At 48.0% G+C, this 18,842-nt stretch carries 14 protein-coding genes; 3 read left to right on the top strand and 11 right to left on the bottom strand.

What is annotated here, in order from left to right; genetic code table 11:
- Window positions 1-4 precede the first annotated feature (4 nt).
- Complete coding sequence (locus TBC1_RS10030; RefSeq protein ID WP_062041646.1) at window positions 5-1,825, top strand: ABC transporter ATP-binding protein; 1,821 nt, start codon at window positions 5-7, stop codon at window positions 1,823-1,825.
- A 231-nt stretch (window positions 1,826-2,056) separates the two neighbouring features.
- Complete coding sequence (locus TBC1_RS10025) at window positions 2,057-2,965, top strand: nitroreductase family protein (protein ID WP_062041643.1); 909 nt, start codon at window positions 2,057-2,059, stop codon at window positions 2,963-2,965.
- Between the two features lie 38 nt (window positions 2,966-3,003).
- Here TBC1_RS10025 and iadA read toward each other — a convergent pair whose 3' ends face one another.
- On the bottom strand, window positions 3,004-4,170 hold the full coding sequence (gene iadA, locus TBC1_RS10020; RefSeq protein ID WP_062041640.1) for a beta-aspartyl-peptidase: 1,167 nt from the start codon (window positions 4,168-4,170) through the stop codon (window positions 3,004-3,006).
- A gap of 93 nt (window positions 4,171-4,263) precedes the next feature.
- On the opposite strand from iadA, the gene TBC1_RS10015 reads away from it, so the two are divergent.
- Window positions 4,264-5,586 carry a cyanophycinase gene (locus TBC1_RS10015; protein ID WP_082189558.1) on the top strand — a complete coding sequence of 441 codons (1,323 nt, stop codon included), beginning with the start codon at window positions 4,264-4,266 and terminating at the stop codon, window positions 5,584-5,586.
- 2 nt (window positions 5,587-5,588) lie between these two features.
- Here TBC1_RS10015 and TBC1_RS10010 read toward each other — a convergent pair whose 3' ends face one another.
- The 10 genes from TBC1_RS10010 to TBC1_RS09965 form a co-directional block, all read right to left on the bottom strand.
- Window positions 5,589-7,037: an SDR family oxidoreductase gene (locus TBC1_RS10010; protein ID WP_062041633.1), complete on the bottom strand. Its 1,449-nt coding sequence runs from the start codon at window positions 7,035-7,037 to the stop codon at window positions 5,589-5,591.
- Between the two features lie 144 nt (window positions 7,038-7,181).
- Window positions 7,182-8,324 carry a T9SS type A sorting domain-containing protein gene (locus tag TBC1_RS10005; protein WP_062041631.1) on the bottom strand — a complete coding sequence of 381 codons (1,143 nt, stop codon included), beginning with the start codon at window positions 8,322-8,324 and terminating at the stop codon, window positions 7,182-7,184.
- Window positions 8,325-8,334: 10 nt separating this feature from the next.
- Window positions 8,335-9,792, bottom strand: coding sequence for a hypothetical protein (locus TBC1_RS10000; protein ID WP_062041628.1), 1,458 nt, complete (start codon window positions 9,790-9,792; stop codon window positions 8,335-8,337).
- A 35-nt stretch (window positions 9,793-9,827) separates the two neighbouring features.
- Complete coding sequence (locus tag TBC1_RS09995; protein ID WP_236695650.1) at window positions 9,828-11,447, bottom strand: SLC13 family permease; 1,620 nt, start codon at window positions 11,445-11,447, stop codon at window positions 9,828-9,830.
- A 17-nt stretch (window positions 11,448-11,464) separates the two neighbouring features.
- Window positions 11,465-11,932 carry a CYTH domain-containing protein gene (locus TBC1_RS09990; RefSeq protein ID WP_062041625.1) on the bottom strand — a complete coding sequence of 156 codons (468 nt, stop codon included), beginning with the start codon at window positions 11,930-11,932 and terminating at the stop codon, window positions 11,465-11,467.
- A 14-nt stretch (window positions 11,933-11,946) separates the two neighbouring features.
- Window positions 11,947-12,588, bottom strand: coding sequence for a hypothetical protein (locus TBC1_RS09985; RefSeq protein WP_062042958.1), 642 nt, complete (start codon window positions 12,586-12,588; stop codon window positions 11,947-11,949).
- Window positions 12,589-12,690: 102 nt separating this feature from the next.
- Window positions 12,691-14,763, bottom strand: coding sequence for a lamin tail domain-containing protein (locus TBC1_RS09980; RefSeq protein WP_082189557.1), 2,073 nt, complete (start codon window positions 14,761-14,763; stop codon window positions 12,691-12,693).
- 31 nt (window positions 14,764-14,794) lie between these two features.
- Window positions 14,795-16,180, bottom strand: a complete 1,386-nt coding sequence (locus TBC1_RS09975; protein ID WP_062041619.1) for an OprO/OprP family phosphate-selective porin — start codon at window positions 16,178-16,180, stop codon at window positions 14,795-14,797.
- 11 nt (window positions 16,181-16,191) lie between these two features.
- The gene (locus TBC1_RS17435; protein ID WP_082189556.1) at window positions 16,192-17,940 is read right to left on the bottom strand and encodes an inorganic phosphate transporter; all 1,749 of its coding nucleotides are present in this window, start codon (window positions 17,938-17,940) and stop codon (window positions 16,192-16,194) included.
- Window positions 17,941-17,954: 14 nt separating this feature from the next.
- Window positions 17,955-18,602, bottom strand: coding sequence for a DUF47 domain-containing protein (locus TBC1_RS09965; protein WP_062041616.1), 648 nt, complete (start codon window positions 18,600-18,602; stop codon window positions 17,955-17,957).
- Between the last annotated feature and the right edge of the window lie 240 nt (window positions 18,603-18,842).

Genomic DNA, 18,842 nt, shown 5'->3' with positions numbered 1-18,842 from the left:
TCCTATGAAAAACCTCTTAAAAGTTCTCAGGTATGCGATTCCTTACTGGGGATTTGCCTTGCTGAATATCCTTTTCAATATTCTGAGCGTGATCTTTTCGCTGGTGTCGTTTGCCGCGGTGGTTCCCGTCCTCAATATCCTTTTCAAGCTTGATAAACCGATGGAAATCCGGCCCGATTTTGAATGGAACGTGAATGCCATCAAGGATTACTTTTATTTCGAAATCGGTCAGCTGATCACACGATACAATGAATTAACCGTTCTGGCCTATATCTGTGGAACACTGGTGGTGGTTTACCTCCTCAAGAACCTTTTCAGGTACATGGCGATGTTTTACATTGCCGAAGTACGCAACGGAGTAGTGAAAGACATCCGCAACGCGCTTTATCATAAAATTCTGATTCTCCCGCTGTCTTTTTACTCGGAAAAGAAAAAGGGCGATATCATTTCGCGCATGACCACCGATGTTCAGGAAGTGGAATGGTCGGTGATGAGCTCGCTGGAAATGATGTTCAGGGATCCGGTGTATATTCTTTCGTACCTGGTCACCCTGTTTATCCTTGATTACGAGCTTACGCTGATGGTGCTGGTGCTGCTGCCGGTTACCGGACTGATCATCGGGCAGATCGGGAAGAGCCTCAAACGGACTTCCGCAAAAGGCCAGATCAAGATGGGCGAGTTGCTTTCAACCATCGAAGAAACCATCAGCGGATTGAGGAACATCAAGGCCTTTAATGCCATTGACTGGGCCAACCGCAATTTCAGGGGAACCAATCACCGCTATAACCGTTTGATGGTGAGGTTATACCGCAAACGCGATCTGGCTTCCCCGCTCAGTGAGTTTCTGGGGATTGCCGTATCCGTATTTGTGATCTGGTATGGCGGTAAAATTATTCTTGAGCCGGGCTCGACCCTGGATGCGGCTTTGTTTATCATGTACATTCTGGTCTTTTCCCAGATAATCAATCCTGTAAAGGCCTTATCTACTGCTATTTATAATATTCAGAAAGGTGCAGCTTCAGTGGAGCGTATCGAACATGTCCTGGCTGCTGAAGAGGTGATCACCGAAAAGCAGGATGCCCTTCCCGTTAAGGAATTCCGCGAAAAAATTGAGTACCGGGGTGTATGGTTCCGCTATGGGCAGGAAGATGTGCTGAAAGAGATCAATCTGGTAATCCCGAGAGGGAAATCCATCGCGCTGGTGGGTGCTTCCGGCTCAGGTAAATCAACGATGGCGGATCTTCTGCCCCGTTTTTACGATGTCACGCAGGGCGAAATCCTTATCGACGGGGTACCCATCCGGGATTGTATCATCAGCGATGTGCGGGCGCTGATGGGTATTGTTTCGCAGGAAACCGTACTTTTTAATGCCTCGGTTTTCGACAATATCGCTTTCGGGCTGCAGGGCGTTACGGAAGAGCAGGTGATGGAAGCCGCCAGGGTGGCCAATGCGCACGAGTTTATTATGGAGATGCCCGAGGGTTATCAGACCAATATCGGCGACCGGGGCGTGAAAATGTCGGGCGGGCAGCGTCAGCGAATCAGCATTGCCCGGGCGGTGTTGCGCAACCCGCCGATTATGATTCTCGATGAGGCTACCTCGGCCCTGGATACCGAATCGGAACGCCTGGTTCAGGAGGCCCTCACCAACCTGATGCAAAACCGTACTTCGCTGGTGATTGCCCACCGGCTGTCCACGGTGCAGCATGCCGATGAAATCATTGTGCTTCATAAGGGCGAAATTGCAGAGCGGGGCTCCCACAATGAACTGATGGCCCTTCAGGGGGTGTACAGGCGGCTGCACGATATGCAGGCGCTGGCATAATCCTTCAAAATTCACTTACTGCTGCTTTTTCAGATGACTTTCATCTTTCTTCGTTGAAAACTTAATGCCTGGCTGTAAAACGGACTAAAATTGTATTCTGTTTAAGCTGGCCGGAAGTGGCTGTTCGGACCGGTCATCCGGTAAGAAGATGTGTGAAAATGAGGAATTATTTTAAAAATTATCTGGTATTCACCTGTCTTGCAGACTAACTTTGCTGAAAAAATTCAGATCATGTCAGTAGTTACCAGCCGCACAGGCACCGAAAATGCCCGCATCGTCATAAACCATGAAAAATGCAACCTCTGCGGATTATGTGTTAAAGTCTGCAAGGATTTTTCGCTGTTAATTGAAGATCATACCTTAACAGTAAGCGACCAACCGCTGTTTGGCTGCATTGGCTGCGGACAGTGCGTGGCTGTATGCCCCCGCGATGCCATTATGGTCGAGGGACGAACCCTTTCGCCCGGCGATTTTAAACCCCTGAAAGCGGACCATCTCCCGGATTATACTTCGCTCTATCAGCTGATGCTTAACCGCAGGAGCATCCGGGATTTCAGGGATAAGCCGGTACCGCGCGAAATCACAGAACAGATTCTGGCGATGGCGGTGACGGCCCCCATGGGGCTTCCGCCCTCTGACGTAGGTGTGATGATACTCGATGGAAAGGAAAAAGTCAGGGCGTTCTCTTTTGATTTTATCGATATGCTGCAGCGGGCAAGGTGGATGGCATCGCCCCTGGCCCTGAACCTGATGCGCCCCTTTATCGGGAAAGACAACTATCTGATGTTTAAGTCTTTTATAATTCCAATGGTGAATTTCTTTTCTGAAACAAGGAAAAAGGAGCAAAACTATCTTTTATACGATGCGCCCCTGGCCATGATGTTTTATGGTAACCTGAGCGATCCCGCCGATCCTTACATTGCGGCAACCTATGCTACCCTGGCCGCCGAATCGCTGGGACTTGGCGCCTGCATGATCGGGAGTGTGGGACCGTTCCTGAAGAGCATGGGACCTGATTTCAGGAAAAAATATCACCTGCCATCCAAAATGCATGATTCCATAATGGTTGTCTTCGGATATCCGCAGGTGAAATACCGGAAGACCATCCAACGCAGTTTTGAACGGGTGTTTTATGCCTGATATCCGTTGTCAGGTTTTTGAGAATTGGCTGGAACGCTTTATCTTTCGTATGTCCCTTTTTTCAGAATTTTGTAATTTTCCATCAGGCAAACGCCAAGAGCATATACCGAATGAATTTCAAAATGCTGGTTCAGCAGCAGCAGGTCGGCGTCTAAACCCTGAGCAATTCTCCCTTTTTGTTTTAGCTTAAGGATTCGTGCAGGATTTGAGGTAAGCACCTGAAGGGCAGTTTCCAGTGGAATTTTTTCGTCGAGCACGGCATCACGCAGCTCTGTGAGGTTGGAGGCAGGCAGCCCGCTTTCGAGCCTCACCAGATCTCCGCTTACAGGATCAAATCCGGGCAACGACCCGCAGGCATCCGATGTGAATGTAATGTGTTCAGCGGGAACCCCGGCATCCAGAAGCTGCCTGAGTGCACTGGATGGTTTTATTTCATATTCCGGGAAATAGGGATATGAGCTGGTGGTAATGTCAACATAGCCCTGCAAAGCATATTTTTTGGCATCCTCAAAGATATATTCGTTCCGGTTGATGTGGGTAGGCAGAAACTGCCTGAGTGTGAGCTCGCTGCTTTCTACAACCTGATATAGGGGCCTGAAAGGGTCTCTGGCATCCCCCATATGAATGTTGACAATCCCTGCTTTTCCGCCGATCATTCCCGCTACGCGCGCATGAGCCGCGATCCGGCTAAGCTCCTCCACCGTGGGCAGCGATGAGCGGTGGTCAGAAACGGCAACTTCTCCGACTCCGATCACTTCGTCAATCAATGCAATATCGCGTGCAATATCCCCGGTAATGGCTGGAACCGGTACCTGATAGGAGCCTGTGTACATCCAGGCCGACACTCCTTCGGCCCGCAGAGATTTTACCTTCATCAGCACACTTTCCACACTCCGGGTGATTCCATCGGTACCCAGACAGCCTACTACCGTAGTAACTCCGGCTTTGATCATATCGCTCAACTGCAGTTCCGGTGTACGGCTGGCAGGTCCCCCTTCGCCACCGGCACCTGCAATGTGAACATGGGCATCAATAAAGCCAGGGGTAAGTATAAGTCCCTCAGCTTCAATAATTTTAATATTCAGGCTTTCAGGAATCTCAATCACCGGAGCTACGGAAATTATTTTACCCGCAGCAATCAGCACGTCGTTCTTACCTTTGTTTTCGGGGCTGTATACAGTTGCATTTTTTATCAGGTACATCATACTCGTGTTTTTGATGGTGGTTTACAAAATTAACAAAAGTGGGCTTTCGAAGCAGAAATCAGTACAGAGGGAAACACAGGAAGTTCGGGAAGGATGAACAACCTACGCCCTGAGTTGGTATTTTTGCAACTTACTTATAGCAAAATGAAGTACAGCGTTCTGTTTCTATTTCTGATATCCCGGTTGATGATGCCCGGAGTTTCTGCACAGCAGAAAGGGAGCCTGCTTATTGCCGGTGGCGCTTTAAAAAGTGAGAATAAGGCGGTATACGAAAAAATTCTTGAGCTGGCCGGGGGTGCCGAAAAGGCGGTTTTCGGGGTGATTCCTGCCGCCAGTGGTGCTCCGGTAAGCGCTTTCGAAGGCTTTAAGGAAACGCTTATAAGTTATGGGGTAAAGCCAGGCAACATTCATCTGGTGAATGTTGCCATGATGGATGACAAAAGCACTGAATTTGCCGATGAATCAAAATGGGCCGGCAATGCCGAAGACAAGCGGGTTGCCGGAATACTGAAAACCTGCACTGCGGTATGGTTTACCGGTGGAGATCAGATGAGGGTGCTGATGACGCTTATAAGGGCTGATGGGAACCCGACTTTGGTATTACAGGCTGTAAATGAAGTTTATGCAAGAGGCGGAATGATTGGCGGAAGCAGCGCCGGGGCAGCTATTATGGGGCCGGTGATGATTGCCGGCGGTAGTTCGTCAGGAGCCTTCGGACTAAGCTCTGACACCTCCGCACCGGGGCCCGGAGGAGAGAATAGCCCCGGAGAACCCCTCTTTCTGACCAATGGACTTGGATTCTTCCGCTTTGGCATTGTTGACCAGCATTTTAATCAAAGAGCAAGGCTGGGAAGATTGTGTATGGCACTGGCTCAGAGCAGGGACAAAGCAAGCTTTGGAGTGGGTGTCGACGAAAACACTGCTTTAATCTATTATGCCGCGGAAAATAAAATACAGGTCATCGGTGAAAACGGACTCACGATTTTGAACGCTGAGGAAGTACAAATCAATGGAGCAGCTCCCCGGTTAAAAATCGCCAACCTGAAATTCAGCTACCTGGAGCATGGCGATGAAATAAACCTGTCGGATATGAAAGTAACTCCGGCCGCACGCCGCTTCCCCATCCATGGAAATGAGGAATATGGGTTATTGAATCCTCCCCAGTCGGGACTTTTAGACACAGATGCTCCGGGTTTCAGGGAGCTTGCCACCCGTTATCTTGCCAACAACAAACTGTTGAGTGAGATTAGAAGAACGGGATTTATTGGCACAACCGGGATTACAGTAGTCATTTCAAAGACTTTGCAGAGCCGGGCATATGTTTCCTCCGGAGAAAACGGCAAAAAGAAATATACCCTGGAAAACTTCCGGCTTGATTTTGAGCCGGTTAAGATTGAAATAAGTCCTGTTTATTAATATTATGGAACCAGCCTGGCTGCAGCCATGCGGCTGTTCATTCCTTTGAAAATAATCTGGTGCAGCGGCCACACTGCATACCAGTACAATCTCCCGCTTAAGCCTCTGGGCCTGAAAGTTGCCGTTTGTCTGAGAGAAGCAACACCATTGTTTTCAATAATCTTATATTCAAGCCATGCTTCTCCGGGTAATTTCATCTCAGCATAAATAAGCAGCCTGCCTTCAGATTTATCTGCCACCAGTACCCTCCAGAAATCAAGGGCATCACCTGCAAATATTTCATCGGAATTGGTGCGTCCGCGCCTGAGGCCGATACCGCCGGCAACCTTGTCAATATATCCTCTGACTTTCCATAAAAAATCAGCATAATACCAGCCATTCTCTCCTCCGACTCCCCAGATATTCGCAATTACATCCCCTGTGCTGCATTTTATTTCAGTTTGCCTGACATCGTGAAAACATCCGAACTCAGGAACAGCGATGTATTCTTTAAGACTTGAGCGTTTGCTACTGCTCACCAGTGCATCTTTCCAACTTGACACCACATGATGCCGGGCAATTTTGTCAAACGCAAGCGATATGGATTCTTTATAGGTGAGCGGTTTAATACCTGTCAGGTTTTCGGTATAATTTTCCCGGCAGACTACTTCCACCTTCATGCTGTTCACCAGATTTACCGCCAGTTTATAGGACGTGCTTGTAATAAAATACAACCAGTACGATGAAAGCCGCGGGGTCATGAGCGGAAGTATAAAAATCTTTCGCCGGAGGCCCCTTACTTCGGCATATTGCAGCAGCATCTGTTTGTAGGTGAGTATGTCCGGCCCGCCGATATCAAGAACCCGGTTAAAAACAGGCGTGTGCATCATCACCGATATCAGGCTGTTTATAACGTCTCTGACAGCTATGGGCTGACAACGGGTATTCAGCCAGCGGGGAGTCACCATTACAGGAAGTTTTTCGGTAAGATCACGGATAATCTCAAACGATGCACTTCCCGAACCTACAATAATTCCTGCCCTGAGGATGGTGTAAGGAATACCACTCTGTATTAAAACCTGCTCCACTTTCAACCGGGAGAGCAGATGCGGGGAGCCCGACGCAGCATTTTGAAGCCCGCTCAGAAAAATAATCTGTTTTACATTCCAGCTTTTGGCAGCGGCAACAAAGTTATTTGCAGACTGAACTTCCATTTCTTCAAAACGGTCGATGGCCGAACTCATGGAATGAACAAGATAAAATGCAATATCAGCCTTGATATTCTGAGTACTCAGGGTTTCAGGCCTCAGAAAATCGCCTTCGGTAACCGTAAGCTTCCCCGGGGTTTTACTGTGCGATTGAAACCGGCGGCGGTCGCGAACAATACAGGTAACTTCATGCCCGGCTTCAATCAGCAATGGAAGCAGTCGCTTGCCGATATAACCGGTGGCTCCGGATAATATTACTTTCATTTAACCAGTTTAGCATATAACAATAAAAATCAGAATATGCTCAGGTGAAAGGAAGAATACAGGTATTTTAAAGGCGATAAAACCCTGTTCTGCCTGGAAACAGCCAAAGTATTAGTATCTGTGAAACAACAGCACCAACCACAATCAAACCTTCTGAAAAGGTACAAAGAAGCATCTCCGATTGATAATAACGGATAGAAAATAGAAGCCTGGTTTAAGAAAAGAAATGTTGACGGTGCCGTTATGCACTGCCAGTGTTCTCATGAAAATTCCGGCGACGGAATACACTGCCGCCTCTCCCTCAATTTTCCGGGAAAACCCAAGAAATTCCTTTGCCGGATTGGGGTAAACAAAAAGACCATTGGGATTTAATACCTGATTTGCAGCAGAATGAGGTTGAGGTAAAACAATTTCATACAGATAACCTGTGGTACTGCCGCTGCCTTCTTCCGTCATATAAAGCTTGTAGCTGCTCACAAAGGCAAGTCCTTCATTCTGCCCGGGCGATGTAATAAAATGATATTCGGTTTTGGTGCCCTCAAAAAACCGGTTATCCGGGTAATCTTTGAAAGATATTATTTTTTCATTGGTCAGCAGCATCAATTCGCCGGTGTGCAGGTTTATATCAGCGGCCGTAACTCTTCCGGAGCCGGTGGTACTTCCGGCAAAAAACGACCCTGACAGCCGGGCGGTGTAACTCCCGGGTTGATCAGGCAGTGCATACATTTTTACAATTCCGGTAAAAGGATTACTGCGGTCTTTTGTAAATAAATAAAGCGAATCGGCGTACCAGGCCATGGCTTCGATATCGTAGTTCCTGCCGGATGATGGCGGAGGGAATGCCGTTTGGTCAGAAAGGCTGAAATTGATGATCCCGGCAGATACAGAATTTCCTTCAATGGTTTCAGGATCAGGGATGATGTAGATGGCCAGGTCGGTTCTTTGATTGTTGTTGTTGCCAAAATCGCCTATAAACCAGGTCTCATCATTATCGGCAGTGATGTCTTCCCAGTCTGTATTCGATACATTACTGATAACCAAAGTTCTCAGAAGGTTCCCGGTAGTGTCGGAGCAGTGCAACTCATTGCTGTTGCCCGAATCTTCGTGTGACCATATTCTGTTACTGCCGCTTACCGCAATTCCTGAACTTTCGATGAGGGCTGATGGCAGCCGGGTAATTGTCCGCAGATTTATGTCCGGTCCCGAGCCTTGCATTGACACCCCCTGGCAGCCAGCCGATGTAGCGATGAGGGCCAGAAAAACCCATAACAGGTTAAGTTCCTTCATGGGTATCGGGCTAAAATTTTTCAATTTCATTTATCCCTTTTCTGTTTAAGACAATCCGATAGCGCTTATAGTCAAGCTGGTCTTCGTTTTTGAACTGCAACACCAGATTGATGTAATACATCTTTTCGCCCTTAACTGTTTCTATTTCGTCATTATTTCCGGGTGAATACAGCGGAACGATGGGGTTGTCCATTTTCTGGATAAAGTTTGAGACATTGAACCGGATAATATCATTCATTCCGCTGGTGGGGTATAAGCTGCATTCATCCAGGCTTTGACGGTTCAGCCGGATCAGTTTGCGATAAAGGATGATTTTTTCCCGGTTGTTCCGGTTGTCGGCTTCCAGGATGGCTGAGCGGTCGCGGATTTTCAGCACTTCTCCCGGCACTTTGCTCTCAGGAACAAAAACCATACTTTCCTTGCTCCAGCCGATCTCATGTTCGCTCAGGCTGATGTCGGTGCGGTGGTCGAAGAACCTGCGGCCCAGCTTATGAGCGAAGTAATACCGGGTAAGCTCCTTGATCCTGTCTTTCAGCATATAACTTACCACCAGCGCTACAAAGAACGGCATGGTGAAATTCCCGTACTTCTGCTGAAATGAAAAGGCGACCGCAGTCGCAAAAACCATCGACAAACCTGCTGCAATACTCAGGTAAACCTGCTCTATCCAGACGCCGTCGCGCCGCTGATTGGTATTCAGAAAAAGCTCGTTTTCCGCGTATTTCTTGAGTAAGCTCAACCTGAAAACCAGGTTACGGTTGCGGTTGGGACTTTCCTTTTCAACTACCTGATAACCCTTCTCCTTCTTGTAATTGATTTCCGCATGAATCAGTGCCATTATCTTTTCCCGGATATCCCCGGTGAGGTGTCCCTTTTTTTTCAACCCGTCGATCAGTTTAAAGGCATGTTGTTCGAACAGGTTGCTCAGAAACTCGTCACCGAAAAAATAATAATTCATCAGTTCCCTGCTGATGGAGGGTACATTGATGATCCTTTTCAGGCTGCGGAAATTTGCTGCGATGTTATTGATGCAATTGTCAAAATTATCAACCAGGTAATCCAGGTCTTCGTCAAGTCCGTTTTCAAGAATATGCTGGATTTCCTCACGCAGTGAGCTTTTCACGATGGATACGAACATCCTGATATGGTATTCGTATTCAGCGGTCCGGGTGCGCGAAGGGTCGGAAGCCAGCTGCTGAAGTGCATTTTCCAGTAAAGAAAACGGAGGTTTTTCCTTGTCGGCGATATCGCGTAAGAGATATGAAGGAGTAATCAGCCTGATGTTGGATTTCAGGTCGCGATAAAAATCAGCTTTCTGATAGGTTCCCCGGTTGATATCCAGACTGTTGGGAATAAAAATCCAGGTATTCACGGCAAAGTCGCTCACCGGTTGTTTGCGCCGTGCATAAAAACCCAGCTTGATTTCAACAGAAAACTTGTCGTGTATTTTAACCAGATCCTCAATCATCAAACAAAATTAAGCATTTTTACTTTTCAGGCAGATCAGAAAAGCCCAAAGACACCGTCGGGCGTAATTCCCAGAAATCTGAACCAGGTTTCTCCGCCTATTATGTTCATGATCCAGCCGATTACCATCACCGTAAAACCGTAACGAAAGGTGTCAGAAAGGCTGTAATGGTCAGTTTCATATAGCAAAGCGGCCGGTTTACTGTTGAAGGGCAGTACATATACATGCTCTATCATAAAGGCTACAGGCAGTGCCAGGCTGATGATGCTGTAATCAAACCTGCCGGCAACGCCAATGGCAATGGGGATAAAGATCATGGCACGCATGGTCTTCGACTGAAAAATAAGTGCGCTGAAAATCATAACGCCGGTGAGGATCAGGTAAAGGACCCAAAATGGTGTTTGGTCACTGATGCCGAGGTGATCGAAAAATGCGTTAACACTGATGCTGGGCAGATCGGTGACGTCCAGTCCTGAACCCAGGGTATAGGCGCCGGCTGAAAAAAGCATCAGGTGCCAGGGAATGTCCACTTCATTCCATCTGATGATGCCAATGCGCGGCAGCAACGCGACCACTCCGCCTACAAAAGCCACGGCAGTCGGGCTGATTCCGTGCAGGCGATCGGTTGACCAGAAGCCAAGGATCAATGCAAAAATCACCACTGCTTTGACTTCATCCGGTTTTAGCTTGCCCAGCTTTTCGTATTCCTGCCTCAGGCGGGCCATACCGCCTTCAATCTGCGGCAGGCGTTCTTCAGGCGACAAGGGGAAAAACACCTTCATGGCCAGGATATAGCCGATAAGGATCATTCCAAGCATCATCGGAAACATGGCAAAAAGCCAGTCAGAGAAAAACACGGTGCTGCCGGTGGCGCCGGCGATCAGGGCGGCGGCCAGCAGATTGGCGCCCGAACCGGTGAGAAAGCCGCTGGCGCCAATATTGATATACAGCAGGTTCTGAAGCACGATGCTGCGTCCGAAGTTGTTCCGCTTACTGCCGCCGTGGGCTCCGTAGATGGCTGCAATCACCATAAAAATGGGCAGCAGTATGGCTGCTTTTGCAGTTGTTGCCGATATAAATGCCGAAAGCACCACATTGATAACGATGAAACTCATGAAAATGGAGCCTGCATTTTTTCCGAACCTGAGGATAAACCAGAGGGCAAACCGCTTGGCAACCCCCGTTGCCACCAGCATGCTGGCAAGCACAAACGACATGATGTTCAGCCACATTACCGGATGACCCAGCTGGGCATAGGCCACTTTCTCGGTAAGTACGCCGGAAAGGACCAGGCTCACAATGATAATCAGGGAGGTGAGGTAGTTGGGGATGGCTTCTGTAATCCAGAGAATGATGCCGGCCACGAAAATGGCCAGCATCAGTTCATTCGTGCGGGTGAATCCGGAAGCGCCCAGCTTTTCGAACGCTTTTTTCGCCTCGGCCGATACCAGCCCTGCCGGATCTATATCCTGCAGAAATGGCAGCTTGATGACAAAGGCAAATAAAATAAAGGCCGATAATGCCAGCAAAGGTCCGGCAAGCGCCAGCCAGCGTTCAAAGCCTGACTTTTCCCGTTTGGGAAGTTTCTCGATGCGGTAATTGTGCATATCGAGCAGATCTTCGCTTCTGCCTTTCGTCATATCTTCCTGATTCATAATTGTAAGTGCTTACTTTACCATTTTGTAAACGGATGCTTCATCAGCATGGAATTGTAGTATTTGGTGATTCCGGTTACCTCTTCGCCCAGCCAGCCGGGTTTTTCAAAATTCTCGTCTTCACTGGAGAGTTCAACTTCGGCAACAATCAACCCCTGATTTTCACCGTAAAACTCATCGACCTCAAAGGTATGTGGCCCGGCTTTTACCTGATAACGGGTCTTGTCAATAACACCCGGTTCGCAGATTTTGAGCAGGTCGTGCACTTCTTCCACCGAAATTTCCTTTTCCCACTCATAGCGGCTTGCCCCCGATTCATTGCCAATCCCTTTTATAGTGATGTAACCGTGATCGCCCTTGGTGCGCACCCTTACCGTGCGCTCAGGCACCGAGCAAAGATAACCCTGGGTGATGCGGGTTTTCTTGTGGGCAAGATTTCTGAACTCGCCCTTTACCAGAAATTTGCGTTCTATCTCTTTTCCCATTACAGTGAATTTTATCAGTTAGCCAATGGTTTGTCAATCATGCCGATAACTCTCTTTATGGCCTGAAGGTAATTGATATTCTCAATCCCCTCGGCACCGATATCCTTCATGGTTTTGAGAATATCGTTCAACTCGGTTGATTCGGAGTTAATGGTAACCACCCTTGCGCCGTTTATCAGCACGATGCCGTATTCACAGATGGTATCATTCACCATGTACCCGAACCGCTGCTTATACACCCTCACTGCCTGAAGGTCAGGATGTGCGTTGATCATCTGCATAAACTCTTCATAGGTGTACTCATCTTTTGTAAGCGAAGGGATTTCCACCTGAAAAGCGGGGAAAACCTCCTTCAGAAGCATTTCGGTTTTCATCGGGAACTCGCCCTTCATGAGTGGGTTCCATTGCTCAAGCCCGTCAACGTTCTGTACATAGGTTTTTATGTCCATTTTGCCGTTGCGGATTTTGGTATTGTTGATATCGTTGGTACGCGACATAATGTAGATTTCGTCGGAGTGCCGCTCCCAGACTTTTTCGGGAATGGGGACGGAGAGCCTGGCCATACGTTTATGGATCTCATCGAAATTCTGGCCAAACGTACGGAATTCAAAACGGGGTTTTGATTGTTCCCCGATCTCTATTTTTTCTTTTGACATATTCAGAAGGTTATAAGTTACTGCATCCGGGCTGCTTACAGCCGGCAATCAGGATAAAAGAAAGACCTGACAGGTTTTGGCGGAACCTGTCAGGCCGGGTTATTATTTCCGCCTGGCTTTGGGCAGCGTGCCGGCGTTGTTGTTGGATGATCCGCGGGTGATCTCGGTAAAAGTCACAAGGTTTGAAGAACCGTCAGGTTTTCGCCCAAACGATTGTGTTTCCTCAAAGGCCGGGAAGGTAATATCGTCAATTACAGTGCCTTCCGCATTTTCGAGCCATACCTGTTCACCACCGCTGGAGAGTCCGAAACCACTTTCGTCCTCGGTGTCAGTAACAATCACACAGAAGATGCCAGCCGGAATCACGGTACCCGCCGGGAATTCCTTCTTGGGTTTGGTGCCGGCCTGTCCGCCGCCGTCGTAAATTTTGTATCCCGAAAGGTCCACATCAAAGGCAGAGCCGTTATAAATCTCAATCCAGTCGGGATCTTCGGTGGTTCCCCTTGAATAGATTTCATTCATCAGAATAATGGTAGCCGGAGGAGGGGTGGAGTTGTCGTTGGCTGCACCTTTGGTTATAACGCTCAGAATCTGAAGGTTGGATGTTCCATCAGGAAAACGGCCGTAGGATTCCGTTTCAGCCAGTGCGGGGAATGTAATATCGTCAATTATCGTTCCGGCAGCATCCTCAAACCAAACCTGTTCCCCTCCGCTCGAAAGGCCGAAACCGCTGGCGTCTTCATCATCCACTACAATTACAAAGAAACCTCCCGGCTGAATAACGGTGCCGGCCGGAATTTCCTTTTTCGGCTTTGTGCCGGCCTGTCCGCCACTGTCGTAGATTTTATAACCGCTGATATCTGCAGCCACACTTGTTGAAGTGTTGTATATTTCTATCCAGTCGGGATCTTCTGTGGTTCCGCGCGAATAAATTTCATTCATCAGTACCACGGCTGATGGGGCCGGGGAGTTGTCGTTGGCGGAGCCCGGTGTGGCGACAAAAAGCACCTGCCAGTTGGCGTCTCCGTCCGGATAACGTCCGTATGACTGGGTTTCCTCCAATGCAGGGAAGGTAACATCGTCAATCACGGTGCCGGAAGTATTTTCGAGCCATACCTGCTCACCTCCGCTTGAAAGGCCGAATCCACTGGCGTCTTCATCATCCACTATGATTACATAAAATCCTTTGGACGGGATGGTGGTTCCTGCCGGAATTTCTTTTTTGGGCTTGGTGCCGGCTTGTCCGCCATTGTCATATACTTTATATCCGCTGATGTCCATACTGGCTGTGGTGGCGTTATAGATTTCTATCCAGTCGGGATTTTCGGTTGTGCCGCGGCTATATACTTCATTGATCAGAATCACAGGGACGGGAGGGGAGTCGTCGTTGGCAGTGCCCCGGGTAATATTGTCTAGAATCTGCCATGTGCCTGTTCCGTCAGGAATGCGGCCGTATGACTGGCTGGGTTCAAATGCCGGATGAGCTACATTGTCAATGATGTTTCCTGAGGCATTTTCAAGCCATACTTCATCTCCACCGCTTGAAAGGCCGAATCCGCTTTCTGTACCGTCGTCAACCACAATCACATAAAAGCCCTTGCCGGGGAGTATGGTACCGGCCGGGATTTCTTTCTTTGGTTTCGAACCCGATTGTCCGCCCGGATCGTAAACCTTGTAGCCGCTGATATCGGCCGGGCTGTCGGAGTTGTTGTATATTTCCACCCAGTCGGGGGCTTCAACCGTTCCCCTGCTGTAAACCTCGTTCAGAACAATGCTTGGGGCGCCAACCGTGTAGGCAGCCGGGGTGGCCGGCGCTCCTTCAGGCGTATAGGCTTTTTTCCCTGACTCGTTTTCGGCCTCCACATAGTAAGTTACCGTTTTACCGGCACCCTGGGCCGGAATCTGCGCGGTGTATACATTGGAGGTGGAGCCAGCCGACATGCTTATTCCGGTGGCTGATACGCCGTCGACGGCATAATGCAGTTTTACCGATTTGATGCTGTTCATGTCGGTAGCTTTTACAGATACCGTAACGATGTCGCTTTCGCCGGGGGCCTGAGGGGTTATGGAAAGTTCGCTCAGTACCGGGGGGCCTTCAAATACCTCATCCTTCACACAGGAAGTGAAATTCAACCCGATGATGATCAGTAAAAGCAATATATTTCGTGTTTTCATTGCAATAGATTTTTAGGATTTAGAAAATGAATTAAAAGTCAACCTCAAACCTGACGCTGACGAAACTAAAATCATCACCTGCTTTTCCATTGGCATCCACCACTTTCCGTGGGTCTTTGGTCAGCGCACCGTTTTCGTCATAGCCAACAAACAGTTTGTTTTTGCCGCTTGCATAACGATCGTGGTTCAGGTAGGCGTAGTTAAGCATGATCTTCACATTGTTATTCACATGGTAGTTGATGCCGAATGTATAACCTTCACCGGCGCCGCCCATAATCTGGTCCATGCCTGAATTCAGGCTCAGGTAATCATAGCGGAAGGCAAGCTCCACATCACCCCAGGATTTTCCACGGGTGGGCTGTGTAAATTCAGCATCGTTGGTATTGTAATTGTATTTTCCACCGAACAGGAGTACACTGCCAAAAGCATACCAGCCGTCAAATTTTTCGGTAGGCATTTCCTCATCCCATTTTTTGCGGTGTACATTGCTCATCAGATATTCACCCTGAAAACGGAAATTTTTGTGATAAGCCGCGAACTCCAGACCGCCGAGCACGATATGATCAACATTGGAAATCAGATCGGTATCCATATATTTCTTGCGGTTGATCGAGGTGAGTGAACGGGTGCTGTAACGCTCATGACCCCTGATTTCTGCATCCGTTTTCGGAGTCCGATACGAACCGGCTATCCCGATGTGCAACCCTTTATTGAAGTCGTTATGGAAGGGCATGGCAACCAGCTTACCGGTAAACGATACTCCTTCATCGGTGCCGTAATCCTTATTGTTATCTTCCGAGAAAAGTCTTTCTTCGGGATCTCCGACTGTCTGGAAATGGATTCCTCCCATCCCGAACAGCCAGTCTTTGTGGTACATCACTCCAACCCCGATATGACGGGAAGGAGCAAAGGTATTGACTGCGTTCGGGCGCTCAATGAAGGTCAGATACCTTGAAGTGGTTGTTGACTCAAAAGAAAACCCCTCCTTATAATTTCCTGCACGCAGGCTCAGTCTTTCATTAGGCGAAAACTCCAGGTAGGCATCTTTCAGTTCCAGTTCCGAGTTGGAAATGTCCAGGTCAAACTCGCCATACCATTTTTCGGTAAACTGACTCTTGACGGCAAACCTGGCACGGCGGACGGATGTTCCGTTGCCGATGGGGTTGTAGGTATCGCCGAAAAACATGGCGCCATCCACCTGTACACGGGCGTCGTACCATATTTTGTACTTCTGGTCCTTGCTTTCCAGCACAAGTATCCCGTTCCTCTCCTCCGCTTTCAGCGGCGTACGGTTCACTCTGGCACCATACTGATTATAACGCACCGTGGTGTCGGTTTCCTGTCCCAGGGCATAACCGCCGGTTAACCAGAAAACTGCAAGCACCAGCATTAATTTTGGATGATTCATTTTTCTCATACTTATGGTTTTTAAAGGTTCTGTATAAAAAAGGTGAGGCTTTCGCCTTTTCCGAGATTCAGTTTTTTCCTTAAGCGGTAACGGGCAATTTCAGCGCTTTTAGGAGATATACCCATCAATGAAGCGATTTCCTTGGATGAAAAGTTCAGGCGCAACAGCACCGCCAGCCGTTTTTCCTGTTCTGTCAGGTCAGGAAAAGCGTTGGCAAGTTTCTGCCTGAAATCTTTGTGGATCAATTCTATCTGCGCATATAACTCTTCCGTTTCATCACTGAAGTTCATCTTCTGTTTAACCATAAGGGATAAGTCATTCAGCTGTTCCAGTAGCTGTTGCTGATCCCCGACCAGCCTGATTTCATCGATTTTCGCGGCAACAGACTGCAGAAACTCCCTCTGTGAAGAGATATTCAGGGCGATGTTGATATATTCGCGGCGTTTGGTTTCCAGTTTCTGGCTCAGCAGGCTGTTTTCAAGATGCACAGCCGTAACTTCCATTCCACTCAGTGTCTTTTGAGCCTGGTAATAGTTATTTTGCTGATGAAGTAGCTCATTTTCAGTTTTAAGCCGCAGTTTTTGCTGACGGAATACCAGGAAGATCAGTATAATAATTGCCAAAGCAGACATTGCCAGGATGGCCGGAAGGATCAGATTAATTTCCGGGGCATTTTCAGCTACGGCAGTTCCGGTATCCAGATGAATTTTGGTACCCTCTGCTTTGATTGAAAACACTTGCAATTTAAATACATTCTGAACAAAGAAAAGGGCGATATAGGTAAGGATACCGGCCGCCAGCGGGGTAACCACCCAGCCGGCTGCAATTTCACCGAGCGCCTTTAATTTGATTTCGCGGGCCCCTTTCACCAATCCGATTCCGATCACCGAACCCACCACCACCTGTGTGCTTGAAACCGGTACCAGCGGAATTGCCGGTAAACCCATCGACATCAGGAAAGCGGATAGTGAGGAAGACGAAAAGATAAACAGCACCAGGGCCTGCGATAAAACAACCACAATGGCGGCCTCGGGACTGAGCGAAAGGATGCCGTTGCCAACCGTGTGCATTACCCTTTCGCTATAGGTAAATATTCCGAGTGCAATGGCCAGCCCGCCCAGCAAAAACAGCAGCTGAACCCCGTCGAGGGTGAAAAGGCCGAAATTAAGCAAAACGTCCGGGGCGGCATTGACGAATACCCCCATGACATTGGCAATATTATTGGCCCCCAGACTGTAAGCTCCGAAAGCCCCTGCCACGATCAGCGAGATCCGGATATAAGAGTCAAGTTTGATCACATGGATTTTGGTTCGCCGGAGAAATCCCCTCAGAAGCAGGAAAAGCCCTGCTGCAAAGGCCATTCCGAGAACAGGGCCTGATACCCATGTGGATACAATCTTTGTAAGTACGGTATAATTGGTGGGCAGACCTGCAAACATGCTCCAGCCGATGATCGCTCCGACAATTGCCTGGCTGGTGGATACCGGAATGGCATAACGGGTCATCCAAAACACAGTAAGCGCGGCGCAAAGCGAAACGGTGAATCCTCCGGCCAATGCGTCAACGGCTCCGAGGCTTGAGAGGGTATCGGCCGTGCCCCGGCCCTGAAAAACTGCGCCCAGGACCACAAAAATACTGGCAATGAATGCAGCCTTCCTGAAACGGATCATTTTAGATCCTACCGCCGACCCGAAAATATTCGCCGCATCATTGGCCCCAAGGGACCAACCAAGGAATAACCCGCTCGACAGAAAGATCAGCAGCAACATCCGGTTACCTGATGTTAAATGGTACGTTTAATAGCCATAATCGACAATACATCGGCTGTTTTCTCAGCAGCATCCGACAGTATTTCTATATGTAAGGTAAAATACCTCAGATGAAATTTTTCGCTGAGCTTTAGGTTGGGCATCTCATGAAAAACCCTGCGTTTGATTGCATCAGCCAGCTTGTCAGCCTCTTTCTCATATAAATATACTCTGTGCAGTTTTTCTTTGACCGATTCAGGATCTTTGAAATATGCCCTTGCCGCCGGTATCACCGACTCTATGGCAGAAACCGATAATTCGGTAAGTTTTACCAACTCCTGGTTTAATTCGGCCGGAATAAACGGAATCTCGACATCAAACTGAAACAGGTTCGTCTTGGCAAGATCAATAATATTATCAAGCTCTTCGAGCAGCTTCAGGATATCGCCCCTCAGCTGCGGCATAAGAGATTGCGTATAAAGCAGGTTTTCCGTTTTCCGCTTGATGATATCCGCCTCAGTTTCAAGTGATGAGAGCGTTTGCAGATTGCTCAGAAAATTTTCCCTGTTGCCGTAGAGGTAATTTCTGACCCCCTCTTTGAATAGAATTGCCCCCTGATCAATGATATTCAGGAAGTTATCTATCAGTTCAATGGATTTTGCGGCATGTTTGAACAGAAACATAAAAAATCCGTTTAAAGACCAATCAAAGCTAAGAAATCTTGTGAATCTTAAATGTAAATTGTTGTGTACTTATTTTTACGGTCAATCTTTGATGTAGAGGAAAGTAAATTTTTTAAGAAATTAATAGACAGTATTATAAATTAAAATATGTAGAGGCTACTTTTTGATTAATTAGTCATTATTTTATTAGATGTAGAGGTATTGTTTGGTTATTTATTCCCTTTTTTATTGAGATTGCCT

Source organism: Lentimicrobium saccharophilum (genome assembly GCF_001192835.1).
Lineage (GTDB): Bacteria > Bacteroidota > Bacteroidia > Bacteroidales > Lentimicrobiaceae > Lentimicrobium > Lentimicrobium saccharophilum.
Note: the sequence above shows the minus strand (reverse complement) of the source record. Positions and strands in the feature narration are given on the sequence as shown.

Excerpts from the sequence above, each read along its gene's own strand:
- TBC1_RS10030 (WP_062041646.1), top strand. The coding sequence starts at position 5 with ATGAAAAACCTCTTAAAAGTTCTCAGGTATGCGATTCCTTACTGGGGA.
- TBC1_RS10025 (WP_062041643.1), top strand. The coding sequence starts at position 2,057 with ATGTCAGTAGTTACCAGCCGCACAGGCACCGAAAATGCCCGCATCGTC.
- iadA (WP_062041640.1), bottom strand. The coding sequence starts at position 4,170 with ATGATGTACCTGATAAAAAATGCAACTGTATACAGCCCCGAAAACAAA.
- TBC1_RS10015 (WP_082189558.1), top strand. The coding sequence starts at position 4,264 with ATGAACAACCTACGCCCTGAGTTGGTATTTTTGCAACTTACTTATAGC.
- TBC1_RS10010 (WP_062041633.1), bottom strand. The coding sequence starts at position 7,037 with ATGAAAGTAATATTATCCGGAGCCACCGGTTATATCGGCAAGCGACTG.
- TBC1_RS10005 (WP_062041631.1), bottom strand. The coding sequence starts at position 8,324 with ATGAAGGAACTTAACCTGTTATGGGTTTTTCTGGCCCTCATCGCTACA.
- TBC1_RS10000 (WP_062041628.1), bottom strand. The coding sequence starts at position 9,792 with ATGATTGAGGATCTGGTTAAAATACACGACAAGTTTTCTGTTGAAATC.
- TBC1_RS09995 (WP_236695650.1), bottom strand. The coding sequence starts at position 11,447 with ATGAATCAGGAAGATATGACGAAAGGCAGAAGCGAAGATCTGCTCGAT.
- TBC1_RS09990 (WP_062041625.1), bottom strand. The coding sequence starts at position 11,932 with ATGGGAAAAGAGATAGAACGCAAATTTCTGGTAAAGGGCGAGTTCAGA.
- TBC1_RS09985 (WP_062042958.1), bottom strand. The coding sequence starts at position 12,588 with ATGTCAAAAGAAAAAATAGAGATCGGGGAACAATCAAAACCCCGTTTT.
- TBC1_RS09980 (WP_082189557.1), bottom strand. The coding sequence starts at position 14,763 with ATGAAAACACGAAATATATTGCTTTTACTGATCATCATCGGGTTGAAT.
- TBC1_RS09975 (WP_062041619.1), bottom strand. The coding sequence starts at position 16,180 with ATGAGAAAAATGAATCATCCAAAATTAATGCTGGTGCTTGCAGTTTTC.
- TBC1_RS17435 (WP_082189556.1), bottom strand. The coding sequence starts at position 17,940 with ATGTTGCTGCTGATCTTTCTGTCGAGCGGGTTATTCCTTGGTTGGTCC.
- TBC1_RS09965 (WP_062041616.1), bottom strand. The coding sequence starts at position 18,602 with ATGTTTCTGTTCAAACATGCCGCAAAATCCATTGAACTGATAGATAAC.